This window comes from Acinetobacter sp. YH12208 (assembly GCF_013418055.1).
Classification (GTDB): Bacteria; Pseudomonadota; Gammaproteobacteria; order Pseudomonadales; family Moraxellaceae; genus Acinetobacter; species Acinetobacter pseudolwoffii.
In genome coordinates this window covers 146,213-158,375 of sequence record NZ_VPCT01000005.1, presented here as the reverse complement: position 1 = coordinate 158,375, position 12,163 = coordinate 146,213, and the positions used below count along the sequence as shown (strand labels likewise).

The 12,163-nt window shown below is 44.7% G+C and carries 11 protein-coding genes and 2 tRNA genes; 7 read left to right on the top strand and 6 right to left on the bottom strand.

Annotated features, from left to right (window positions below):
- Positions 1 to 105 precede the first annotated feature (105 nt).
- Positions 106 to 1,119, top strand: a complete 1,014-nt coding sequence (locus tag FTU95_RS07075) for an AraC family transcriptional regulator (protein ID WP_180077999.1) — start codon at positions 106 to 108, stop codon at positions 1,117 to 1,119.
- Between the two features lie 101 nt (positions 1,120 to 1,220).
- On the opposite strand, the gene FTU95_RS07070 is transcribed toward FTU95_RS07075, so the two are convergent.
- Together FTU95_RS07070 and FTU95_RS07065 are read right to left on the bottom strand one after the other, a co-directional pair.
- Positions 1,221 to 1,466: a hypothetical protein gene (locus tag FTU95_RS07070; RefSeq protein ID WP_005095167.1), complete on the bottom strand. Its 246-nt coding sequence runs from the start codon at positions 1,464 to 1,466 to the stop codon at positions 1,221 to 1,223.
- A 77-nt stretch (positions 1,467 to 1,543) separates the two neighbouring features.
- Positions 1,544 to 2,626, bottom strand: coding sequence for a DNA/RNA non-specific endonuclease (locus tag FTU95_RS07065; RefSeq protein ID WP_074383897.1), 1,083 nt, complete (start codon positions 2,624 to 2,626; stop codon positions 1,544 to 1,546).
- Positions 2,627 to 2,890: 264 nt separating this feature from the next.
- On the opposite strand from FTU95_RS07065, the gene FTU95_RS07060 reads away from it, so the two are divergent.
- Complete coding sequence (locus FTU95_RS07060) at positions 2,891 to 3,496, top strand: hypothetical protein (RefSeq protein ID WP_180077997.1); 606 nt, start codon at positions 2,891 to 2,893, stop codon at positions 3,494 to 3,496.
- Between the two features lie 80 nt (positions 3,497 to 3,576).
- Here FTU95_RS07060 and FTU95_RS07055 read toward each other — a convergent pair whose 3' ends face one another.
- Positions 3,577 to 5,457, bottom strand: a complete 1,881-nt coding sequence (locus FTU95_RS07055; RefSeq protein ID WP_180077995.1) for a potassium transporter Kup — start codon at positions 5,455 to 5,457, stop codon at positions 3,577 to 3,579.
- A 122-nt stretch (positions 5,458 to 5,579) separates the two neighbouring features.
- Between FTU95_RS07055 and FTU95_RS07050 the strand changes: the two genes are divergently transcribed.
- The 3 genes from FTU95_RS07050 to FTU95_RS07040 all read left to right on the top strand — a co-directional run bounded on the left by FTU95_RS07050 (position 5,580) and on the right by FTU95_RS07040 (position 6,543).
- Positions 5,580 to 5,670 (top strand) — tRNA-Ser (locus FTU95_RS07050).
- Between the two features lie 366 nt (positions 5,671 to 6,036).
- Positions 6,037 to 6,264 (top strand): hypothetical protein, encoded by a 228-nt coding sequence (locus FTU95_RS07045; protein ID WP_005095157.1) that lies wholly within the window; start codon positions 6,037 to 6,039, stop codon positions 6,262 to 6,264.
- Between the two features lie 203 nt (positions 6,265 to 6,467).
- Positions 6,468 to 6,543, top strand: a tRNA-Thr gene (locus FTU95_RS07040).
- Positions 6,544 to 6,630: 87 nt separating this feature from the next.
- Here the strand turns inward: FTU95_RS07040 and FTU95_RS07035 are convergent.
- The 3 genes from FTU95_RS07035 to FTU95_RS07025 all read right to left on the bottom strand — a co-directional run bounded on the left by FTU95_RS07035 (position 6,631) and on the right by FTU95_RS07025 (position 10,083).
- Positions 6,631 to 7,479, bottom strand: coding sequence for a cyclopropane-fatty-acyl-phospholipid synthase family protein (locus tag FTU95_RS07035; protein WP_180077993.1), 849 nt, complete (start codon positions 7,477 to 7,479; stop codon positions 6,631 to 6,633).
- A gap of 3 nt (positions 7,480 to 7,482) precedes the next feature.
- Entirely contained in the window at positions 7,483 to 8,790 is a 1,308-nt protein-coding gene (locus FTU95_RS07030; RefSeq protein ID WP_005173177.1) for an FAD-dependent oxidoreductase, read from the bottom strand.
- Between the two features lie 414 nt (positions 8,791 to 9,204).
- Positions 9,205 to 10,083 carry a pirin family protein gene (locus tag FTU95_RS07025; RefSeq protein ID WP_180077991.1) on the bottom strand — a complete coding sequence of 293 codons (879 nt, stop codon included), beginning with the start codon at positions 10,081 to 10,083 and terminating at the stop codon, positions 9,205 to 9,207.
- Between the two features lie 308 nt (positions 10,084 to 10,391).
- On the opposite strand from FTU95_RS07025, the gene ycaC reads away from it, so the two are divergent.
- Positions 10,392 to 11,018: an isochorismate family cysteine hydrolase YcaC gene (gene ycaC, locus FTU95_RS07020; protein ID WP_005095149.1), complete on the top strand. Its 627-nt coding sequence runs from the start codon at positions 10,392 to 10,394 to the stop codon at positions 11,016 to 11,018.
- Between the two features lie 143 nt (positions 11,019 to 11,161).
- On the top strand, positions 11,162 to 12,085 hold the full coding sequence (locus tag FTU95_RS07015; RefSeq protein WP_100354913.1) for a LysR substrate-binding domain-containing protein: 924 nt from the start codon (positions 11,162 to 11,164) through the stop codon (positions 12,083 to 12,085).
- The last annotated feature ends 78 nt before the right edge of the window (positions 12,086 to 12,163 follow it).

Genomic DNA, 12,163 nt, shown 5'->3' with positions numbered 1-12,163 from the left:
TTTACCTCTTGGTCTATTTTTCAATATAGGCTAAGTAAAAAACTAGATATTGACCAAAATATTCAATATGATTGACAAAATACGACAAAATAAAAGAATTAAAAAATGCTGGTTCTAAAAAACTACGTAGGCTCGATATACGGTGGTTTAGGACATTTACTTTTGGACTATTATCAGCTGAAACAGCTCGAAGTCCCTGAGAAATTATTGGCCATTCAAAATCTGGAACGCTTTGATTTTACTCTGTGGCGTGATCTGCTGACGACACTTGATCAACAGCTGCAGCGCCCGGCTTTGGGCCTGGAAATTGCGCAACTGGTCGAGACTAAACATCTCGGGATTATCGGTTATCTGGCACTTTCCAGTGACACGCTGGGTGAAGCCTTCATGCGCTATCATGACTACCATCGCCTGATCTATGATGGTAGCCCGCTACAAATCCAGGGGCAAGGAGATCATCTTTCGATTGCCTGGGGTGAGGTTCCTTTTAAGATGAGTACGCAACTGACCGATGAAATCGCGATTGCACTCATGATCGAATTTATTAAATCGAATATTCTGGATAATAATCATCTGCATCTGCATGAAGTGCATTTTCAGCATCCAACACCCAAAAATATAGCATTGTATGAACAGTATTTCCGCTGCAAGGTTCGTTTCGGTCAAGCCAAGACTCAAGTCCTGATGCCGGTCAGCGAGCTGTCTACGCCTTTAAAACAGGGTGATCAGACCCTACAAAAGCTTCTGAAACAACAAGCTGAAGCTTTACTGGAAAAATCCCCCAATTCCACCCAAGTTGACCAGCAGTTACAGCAGGCGATTCTGGTGGGCCTGCAAAAAAACCAGTTCCAGATTGAACATATTGCCCAGCAAATAAAATTCTCTGTCCGTCAGTTACAACGACATTTGCAAAAGCAGGGTAAAACCTATCAGCAATGCATGCAGGAAATCCGCTCTATGATGGCAATGCAATATCTGAAAGATCCGCATTTAAGCTTACAGGAAATTTCCATGCTGCTTGGTTACTCCGAGCAGAGTGCATTTCAGCGGGCATTTAAGCAATGGACCCAGCTGACGCCACAACAATGGCGCTTAGAATCTTTGGCTCAGACAGCTTGAGACGCTGCAATGCTGAGACTAAAAACAGTAAAAAGCCCAATAGGAATATTGGGCTTTGTGTCTGGTTCCAGATGGAACATTCTCCAACAAATGAAAAAATCTTATAAAAATGGATTTTCAATTTCGTCCAGATCATCCCGCTGCAGCTTTTCTGGCAGATCTACAGTATTTTCCAGTTGCTGCACCACATCATTTACAAAAGCCTGCAAAACCTTGGCAGCCTTAAGACCTTCCTGATCCTTGGTGATCTGCAAGTTTCCATACAGGCTGACACAATCCAGATCATTTTCCAAGGTCAGATCATGAATGGCATGGGATTCACTGCCATTTTCAAATGCTTTAAACATATCCTCTCCACCTGTCTTTGTTATTTTCAATAATGGGTGAGATCGATGCTACTCGAATCCCACTTTTTTCAGCAAGTTTATTTCAATAACTGCAAAATATATTGCAATAGCGCATCTATCAGCTGTTTTATAATCGTATTTTGGGTGTCGTTATCGATTGCACCACCAGTCGCTGAGGACGTCGAGGTATTTGAACCTGAAGATTTAAACTCACGTTGCAGTGCCTGCAAGTTTTCTTTAGAGACGTCTTCCGCACACTGGCTTTCTGCATCCCAGTTAGAATATTCGATTTTCTGATTGGCTTTAACCGCCTTGGCCGTCAATGGCAAACGATAGGTATTGCGCTTCTGCTCTTCGGTCAATTGTGGGAACAGGTTAATTCCGAGCTGTTCCTCCAGATAACAGACACTAACAATACGCACTTTGAGCGAATTATCATTCGGCGCATAATAAGCACCAATCGCACCGGTTTTCGGCAGGTAAACTGCCTTATACACCGCCGTCGGTACAATCACGCCATTACCAATGGTTTTTAGTTTTTTCGCCGCAAATACCGGCCCGGTAACAACATAAGCATCCTGCTTCTGTTTGGTTACAATGGCACGGGTCGCTTCTTCCAGTTCACGCCAGACCTGCTGATTGTTTTTCGGTGCTTGCGGCACCATATTGGCCAGTGAGAAACTGTCCGACTGTGCAGCCTTATTGGGCATATCCGCATTTGGCGCCATATGCCCGCGATCATAACCGGAACCACGATAATCCGCCAACGTCGCCCGATGCGCAGGTTTGAGCTGGGTCTCTTCATGAAAATTATCTTGACGCGGAATTTTCTGGCTTAAGCGTGCCGGTGTGAGTGCTTCAGCCACCCAAAGTGGGGTTTTCGAAACACCGGAATAACCAACGTTAAAGCCATTAAAGCACAGTGAATAACTGTCTTTTTTCAGGCTGTCTTTCATCAGATACGGCGGAACATCACGATAAAACTGTGTCAGACAGGCGGAATCGGATGAAGATGGCAGAGACACCCATTGACTGATTTTTTCCTGACCAAAGGCGATGGCAAAACTACTCGAAGCCACCACACCCAGAATGACTTTAGTACTATTTTTACTTAAAAACTGAAAAAGAGAGTTCTTGGATTTACGCTGCTTCTTGGCCATTATTACACGTACTTTTTAGATCAATACCGATTTTTCCCGAGCTTAACAAGCTGTGTATATGAAGTATATCTTGACCCCGCCATTCGTTTACTAAATAAACAATAAGTATCTAAAACCCCGGCTAGTTGTAACAAACTGTCTAATTTTATTTCTTTTTAAATGAGGTTTCTCGGTGTTTGCGTAGCTTTGTTTGGCCCAGTGGATTGAGTATGTAAAGCTAACGGCCTATCTCAATTCGTAAAATTATTAGCAATGGTGTCAATCATGAATTCCAAACTCTCTAAAGCATTAGGTTTAGGATTATTCACAAGTGTGATGAGCGTAGCGGCATTTGCCGAGCCACCAGTTCAACCAGGTGAAACACTTGAAAGCTTGTCTAAAGCTAAAATTAGTACCAAGGTGAATGGTCAGGAAGCCTCTTTAGAAAGCTTGGTGAATTCTGGTCAGATCCGTCTGGTCGATCCGCGTGCAGCAGCACCGCAACCAGCCATGCCAAACACACAAGCACCAATGCCCAATGATCCAGCAATGACTCAGGCACCAAATTCAGGTACTGTTTCTCCTCAACCACCTGTCACAGAACCAGGTATGAATGAAGCAGAGGTGCCGGCCAATCTGGTTGAACCAGCCACTGAATCAGAAGTAGAAGCCAGCACGTCTATGACGACGCCTCAACCACAACAAGCACTGGAAGAACAACAAGCAGCTGTACCAGCAATGTCTGAAGAGCAACAGCAAGCCGCTGTAGTTGAAGCCAATATGAATGCACAAACTGAAATTGCAGCTCAAGCCGATGCAGAACCAGTGCTGATGGAACAGCCTTTGAATGCTGCACCTGAAGTGCCGGCTGCCATAGAACTTGAGCAATAATCCGAAGCTCAGTTATTCAGTGTGTCTCCCATAAAAAAACCAGAGTGTGCCTCTGGTTTTTTTATGCTTTTTAATTTTATTTACATCTGAATCTGGGTGCCCAGCTCGACCACACGGTTGGGTGGAATCTGATAGAAATCACTGACCGGACTGGTATTGCGCTGCATGGAAATAAACAGTTTTTCCCGCCACGGTGCCATACCCTCACCCACAGTATGCATAATCCGTTCACGTGAAATAAAGAAACTGATCTGCATCAGATCATATTCAAAATCCCATTTTCGATAAGCCTGTTGTAAAGCTACTGGAATATTGGGCTGATCCTTAAAACCATAATAGATAAATACCCGATAAAAATGCTCACTCAATTGTTCCAGTTCAACCCGATCTTGCTTAGCTACAAAGGGAACATCACGGGTAATGACCGTGAGCATAATATTACGTTCATGCAAGACTTTGTTGTGCTTGATATTATGCAGCATGGCATGCGGGACAATATTCGGTGTACCTGTCAGGAAAATGGCCTCACCTGGCACATATTTGGTACCTTCCCCCATTGAGATACTTTTAATAAACAGATCAATCGGCAAGGCATCCTGTTCCAGACGCTTCAAAACCAAAGCGCGTCCATCTTTCCAGGTCATCAAAATGATAAACAGCACGGCACCAATCAGAATCGGCACCCAGCCACCCGAGGTGATTTTTAAAGAAGTTGAGGCTACAAAGACCAAATCCAGAGCCAAAAATGGCACAGCAAACAATGCCACTTTCCAGACCGGCCAACGCCATAAACCATAAGCCAGAATCGAGATCAAAATGGTACCGCAAAGCATGGTCATGGTCACTGCGACCCCATAAGCACTGGCCAGATTGGCACTATTTTCAAACAGTAAAATCAGGATCAAGACCGAAATAAACAGCAGCCAGTTAATAAAGGGCAGATAAATCTGGCCACGTTCGACTGCCGAGGTATGCTTGACCGATAGACGCGGTAAATAACGCAGTTGAATGGCCTGATTGACCATCGAAAACACCCCAGTAATCACCGCCTGCGAGGCAATGACCGCTGCAGCCGTGGCCAGTCCAATCATCGGGAATAAAGCCCATTCTGGCAGCAGCATATAGAAAGGATTGGCCAGCGCTTCTGGACTGCGCAACAACAATGCGCCCTGTCCGGCATAATTCAGCAATAAACAGGGCAAGACAATAATAAACCAGGCCAGACGAATTGGCAGACGACCGAAATGCCCCATATCGGCATAAATTGCTTCCCCTCCGGTCATGGTCAGAATCACCGCGCCCATGGTCAGGAAAGCCACGTAGGGCTGATCAACCACAAAGTGATATGCCCAGTACGGATTCACCATCCAGAGGACAGACGGGGTCTGGATGATGCTCCACAAACCAAAACCGCCAATCGACAAAAACCAGAGCATGGTTAAAGGTCCAAAAAACTTGCCCATCGTGGCTGTGCCGTGTCGCTGAACCATAAACAGCCCGGCCAAAATCCCGATGGATAAAGGCACCAGCCACTGATTGAAAATGGGTGTGGCAATACTCAGGCCTTCAATGGCTGAGAGCACGGAGATTGCCGGGGTAATAATCCCGTCACCGAAAAATAACGATGCGCCGACAAAGCCCAAAGCAATCAGGAATATTTTCTTTTGATCAGAGATTCGTGTGGTACGCAGGTTTAATGCCAACAGTGACATGATCCCGCCTTCGCCGTTGTTATCAGCACGCATGATTACCATGACATATTTAAAGCTGATGGTAAGCATCATGCACCAGAAAATCAGGGACAGGATACCGAGTACAGAAGCTTCGCTAATGGCGAGATGTGCGGTGAGGAAGCATTGGCGCAGTGCATAGAGCGGACTGGTACCAATATCTCCGAAAACGACCCCAAGCGCAGCCAGTGTAATCACCGGGAGAGCTGCCTTTTGTGCAGTGCTTTGCATATATTGTCTTCGTTTTTTAACAAGCATTTTTGCGAATCATAGCACCGCATTAAAAGTTTTTCTGCAAATCAATTGTTTCAGCTTGGCACAGCTGGTTTTTTTCGCTATTATCCTCGGCCTATGGTGAGGTGTCCGAGTGGCTGAAGGAGCACGCCTGGAAAGTGTGTAAACGTTTATAGCGTTTCGAGGGTTCGAATCCCTCTCTCACCGCCAGAATTTAAAAACCCGAATCACATGATTCGGGTTTTTTTATTGCCTGAAATTCAAATTCGCATCTGCTTAGAATCATTAAACAATCCATCACCACCATGATTAAAGTTACTATGACCTAAGGAATATGGCTGTTCTAAGACGATTATTCCACCATATTTAAATTTTTCTTAAGCTTCCGCGCTTTTCTAGGTTCAATTTAAAAACTGGCATAAAAATAGCTTAATTCTATTGTCATCAAAGCTATGTTATGTTGCCTACAGAGGTGCTGAGAGGAGAATAAAAACCATAAAATAGAAAGAAATACAGGATTGATCGAGCCATTTAAACTTAAAGCTAAATAGATACACTGCTATTCGGAGAGCGAACATGAATAACAGCGCAAACTATGCAAAACAGATCAAAAATGCAAAACGTGGCGGTTATACCCCAACCATTGCCAAAGACATCAATAAACATAAAATTCAAAAAGCTCTGAGACTCATCGAACAGTGGAGAAGCCTCGCTCAAGAACTCAAACCTCAAATGCAGTTTGATATGGCCTTTACTTTAGAGGAATGTGCACAAGAATTAGACCAGATCCTAAAAAAGCGATAATCCCTTTTAAGCGATTGACCCATGCCAAACCCTGTACATTCACCCTCGCCCATATCTGCCTATATGGGCGTTTTCTTGATCTTTCGATAAAAGACAGTTTAGATAGAATGAACCGGAAAAACGGTAAATCGTACCAAAATAGCTTGAACGGTTGTTTTTTGGCTTGCGTAGCGAATGAATTTCTGTAAAATGCACTCCACCATGCCGGCATAGCTCAGTTGGTAGAGCAACTGACTTGTAATCAGTAGGTCCACAGTTCGAATCCGTGTGCCGGCACCATATCTTAGCCTCGCTTTTAGTGAGGCTTTGATGTTTCTGGGCTTGGTATTTTCAAACTTGAATTTTTCGACGTTTTCTTACGCTGTTTTAGTTCTTCGATTGTGCCGTTACCTGCACATATCTCACGATCCCTTCCTGATATAATTTTTGGCATAGCTTTGCTGTCATTTGAATTTTAAAATGATCCAAGCCTGAGCCTTGAATATGATGACCGGCTTGTTTTGAATTCAAAATTTTTTGTACATAATCCGCAAAGCCAGAAAATACCGGCTCGGATAGATCCTGAATCTGAATATTTTTAAATTCAAAACGATCCAGACACGCATACAGTGCACCAACAGACATTAATTCTTTTAAATTTATATCGGCAGATTTCAGTAACAGCTGATATTTACGCTTTTGAAATGAATTCAAATTTTGCCAACGTTCCGATAACACCAGATGATGAAAACCAATTCGTGCATTTGGCTTTAAAACACTGCTGATTTGTTGCAAAAGTAACGGAACCGGACTGTGATAAGCTGCATCCAGACACAGCACCACATCAAAACGCTGGGAAAATTGTAATTCGTTTAAACGCAGAAACGAGGCCTGATAGATGGCATTCAGTTCTGGCAGATGTTGCTGAATAGTGGCCACGCAAGCCGCTTGTACTTCGACACCGGCCAGATATTGCACTCGGTAGTGCTGTTGCCAGTGCAATAAACTTGCACCCTGACCACAGCCCAGATCCAGTAATTTATCTTTTGAATTCAAATTGACACACTGCGCAAGCTGATCGGCCAGCGTGCGACAGGCAGCAACATAATCCTGCTGTCCTGCCTGCCAATAGCCCAAATTACTCCAAGGCAATTGCGCCTGATCCCCCAGCGCCGCTGCATGAATTGCATATTTATGCTGAGGAAAGCGCTGACGCAGTGCCTGAAGCCATTGCATCAATTAATAACCCAGTTGCGGAGCAACCTCGACCACAGGTTTTAAACCCTGAAACGGTAAAGGCGCACCGAAAATTTCCGCAATCTTCATCGCTGAGGTCACAGCCGATTCCAGAATGGGCAAACCGTCACATGACCATGAACCGCAGAAAAAGACTTTGCGATTGGCTTCCAGATGACGCTGCTGTAATTCCTTGTTCAGCGCCACGGTATTGGCATCGACCACCGCACGCGTCAGCATGACCGAGGTAATCACTTTTTTCGGATCAATCTCGGTCACCGGACGCCAAGTCTGGAACACTGCCGACTTGCCGACCAGAGAAGGTTCAATCGAGTTGAGCCACACTGTAAATTGCTGACGGGTAAACTTACGATCCATCATATAGCTGAGCACAGCCCAGTCTTTACGTTTTGGCGGCATCACGCTGGCATCGGTATGAATCACCAGTTCACCCTGTTCAAATTTGAATTTCTTCAATAATTCAATTTCACTGGCAAACTGGGTTGGATCCAAGAATTGCTCAATTTTAGTGGTTGGCGTCGCGACAATAACCCGATCAAACAGTTTTGAATAACCGGCCGCATTTTCAACTTTGACCTGATCGCCCTGCTCTTGAACCAGTGTAATCGCTGAACCATCTTCAATATGAATACCTTCAACCAGTTTGTCGACCAGCGCCGGTGTTCCGCCTTGCAGGCGTAGTAAGGCATCGCCATCAGTCAATTGACGCAGGAAAATCAATAAAGGTTTCGCCGGCCATTCACCAATGGTTTTCGGATTGCAGGTACAAATGGTATACAGTACCGGCATTACGGCGCCATGCCAGAACACTTCTTCAATCTCGTTACGATTGATAAATTCTGCCAGGCTGATGTCCTGATTTTTCGACTTAAAAAATTTAGTTAATGCCACTTTGAGCTGCAACAGGCCCTTGACCAGACGCCAGCCGTACTGCTGCAAGCCTTTACGGTTATTGATAATTGGAATATTGCCGATACGGCTACGCGATGTGGTCAGCCAGGTTTCAGTTTTATCTTCAAATAACCAGCTGCAGGCCATATAGGTACGCACCGGATAAGTTTTAATGCCCAGATACGTGGCCAGACTCAGGGTGTTTTTCCACAGATAAGGATTCATCACACGTAAAGGTGCATCAATTAGCCCCCCTTCAAATTCAAGGCTATGACTGTCCATGCCACGACCTGGAAGTGCTTCAAAAATCGTGATGTGATGTCCTGCATCCTGGAGAATTCTGGCTGTTGCCAGTCCGGCCATGCCACTACCAATTACTGCGATATCCAAACTGATCATCCGTCATTGAAAAACTACAGAAATTATGTACCATGCGCCAATCAAACAGGTTATTAAAATCTTCCAGAATATATGTTTTTCGTAAAGGCAATTGGACGGGATAAAATCTGCTTTTCACTATTTTTTTGAACAGGTTACAAAATTCACCAAACTCAGGATTTTATTCATATTTTTTCCATATAACCAGAAAAATCACTTTAAAAACAAACATCTTAATTAACCATTTTTATAACCTTTGGTTGACAAACGCCCTTGAAAAACCTATGATTCACAGCATAATAAAACCATAAACCCATCAGATTCCACCAAGATGAGTTTATGCGTAAATTATTTAAAACGACAAGAAACTACAGCGCCTTATAAAATAAAAGCCTCTGCGAAAGCAGAGGCTTCTTTGTTTAACCGCTCGGTGTACTATTCAGCCTGCACCGCAATTTCACCAAATTTACCCTGATTAAACTCTTGAAATGCCTGCATAATTTCTTCCTTGCTGTTCATTACAAACGGGCCATAACCTTGAATGGGCTCATTGAGTGGCTCGCCTGTCAGTAACACAAACTGGGTATCCTGATAGGCTTGCAACTGAATCGCCGGATCTCCATCACGGGCAAACATTATAATTGAGCTGTCCAGGACTTTCTGGCTCGCATTGACCACCAGCTCACCCTTCAGCACGACTAACAGTGCATTATGCCCGGCAGGGATATGTAATGTGGTTTCATATTCCGCTTTCAGTTCACCATCCCAGACATTGATCGGACTAAAAGTATGAGCAGGACCTTGATGACCAGCAAACTCACCTGCAATCACCCGGATATGCCCCGCCTCTTCATCCATTTCAATCCGCGGAATAGCTGCCGCAGTGATCGCCTGATAACGTGGTGTGGTCATCTTGTCTTTGGCCGGCAGATTGACCCAGAGCTGTACCATTTCAAAGAGACCGCCATATTTGGCAAAATCTGGAGAATGAAATTCTTCATGGACTACACCTGAGCCTGCGGTCATCCACTGCACATCACCTGCCTGAATCGTGCCGCCACCGCCACTTGAATCTTGATGCGTCACTGCCCCCTGATAGGCTAACGTCACTGTTTCAAAACCGCGATGTGGATGTGAACCCACGCCATGTTGTACAGTCGTCGGATCAAAATGATAGGGCGCAGCATAATCCAGCAACAAAAACGGACTGATCGCCTGACCTAAACGGTCATAGGAAAACAGATTTTTGACCGGAAAGCCATCACCGACCCAATGCATGTTTTGATTACGGTAAACACCAATTACTTTTTTCATCTTTTAACTCCTATTACGATAGGATGAACATGCAGCCATTTTATGCCAGGCCAAGATGCGCTGATAGTCCTAAGCTGGAATACAGTATCTTATATATAAGACAATCTCTGCTTTAACTTCCCGAATTCAACACAAATAAACTAAAATTTTGGTCTAAATTTTTAATTATCCTATTTTTAAGATTATTTATCCCAGAATTTGGGCTTATTTTGTCCTGTTTTTAGCTCTAATATAAAAATCACCACGTCCCGGAACAGCCTGGGTTTGATCCAAGACAGGATGCTAATTTTATAGAGAGGAACAGAGAAATGGCAAAACCTTATGTACGTTTAGACAAAGACAATGCAGCCGTATTACTTGTAGACCATCAGACTGGTTTGTTGTCACTGGTTCGTGATATTGACCCAGATAAATTCAAAAATAATGTATTGGCGCTTGCGGCAGCAGCAAAATATTTCAATTTACCGACCATTTTGACCACCAGCTTCGAACAAGGCCCAAATGGTCCGTTGGTTCCTGAGCTGAAAGAGCTATTCCCGGACGCACCTTATATTGCTCGTCCAGGGCAAATTAATGCCTGGGATAATGAAGATTTTGTTAAAGCGGTAAAAGCCACGGGTAAAAAACAGTTGATCATTGCTGGCGTGGTGACTGAAGTGTGCGTTGCCTTCCCGGCGCTGTCTGCACTTGAAGAAGAATTTGACGTATTCATCGTGACAGATGCATCTGGTACCTTTAATCACCTGACACGTGATGCTGCATGGAACCGCATGTCACAGGCTGGTGCACAGCTGATGACCTGGTTTGGTCTGGCTTGTGAACTGCACCGTGACTGGCGTAATGATATCGAAGGTCTCGGCAGCTTATTCAGCAATCATATTCCTGACTACCGCAACCTGATGAATAGCTATAGCCAGAATACTGCACAGAAATAAACCATACACATCTCTAAAATAAGCGGCCTTCGGGTCGCTTTTTGTTGGAACAATTAAATTAATCTGGCTTGGAAACAGTTTAGCCTGGCCCGGATTTCCCCTATGATGGGCATTGTATGAACGCAGGGCGATTGAGGTGAAAGGTGCATTCTTTTGATGATTATTATTATTTTTATCTGGTGGTCAAGCATGGCGGCTTTAGTGCAGCCAGTGACATCTCCGGAATCACCAAGTCCAAACTCAGCCGACGTATTTTAGAGCTGGAAGCCCGTTTCAATGTCATCCTGATTCAACGCTCAACCCGACATTTTAAGGTGACCTCACTGGGCCAGGAATTTTTTGAGGAATGCGAAAAGCTGATTCAACAGGTGGAATGTGCCCGTAATGTCTTGCTCAAGCAGAAAAGTGAACCACAAGGCCTGGTCAAGCTGAGTTGTCCTTCGGTGATGATGCGCTACCAGATCCGCAGCCTGCTGAATGAATTCCTCAAGACTTATCCCAAGGTTCAGGTAGAAATGGAAATTACCAGCCGGCGTGTCGATGTGCTGCATGATGAGATTGACCTGGCGATCCGCACCAACTTTGAAGCCAATGAAGATTCCAGCATTGTCGTTCGCGATGTGATTAAAACCACGCATTGTCTGGTTGCCAGTCCGGAGCTGTTGCAAGGCCGTTCGATACACTACCCCACTGAGATCAATGACTTTCCGACCATCGTTTTAGGCACGCAGAAAAACCACTATCAATGGCATCTGCATCGTATCGACAGTCATGAACAGATGGATATCCCCCTAGAACCCCGCATCAAAAGCAACGATCTGGCCGGCGTATACTATTCTGCCCTGGATGGCCTGGGTATTGCCGATCTACCCTTGTTAACCGTAGAAGCAGATCTCAAAGCTGGTCGCCTGATCCATCTGCTGCCAGACTGGTGTTCCAATATGGGAACCGTACAACTGGTCTATGCCTCACGCAAAGGTCAGCGTCTGGTGATGGAAAAACTGATTGAGCATCTGGTCGAAGGCTTACGTGCCCGGGCAGAAGGTCATCAGGGCTATACCATTTAAATTGCGCTGTCATGCTGAGCAGCCAATAAAAAAATCCAGCACTGAGTGCTGGATTTTTTGCTTCGAAAGCAAGTGAGC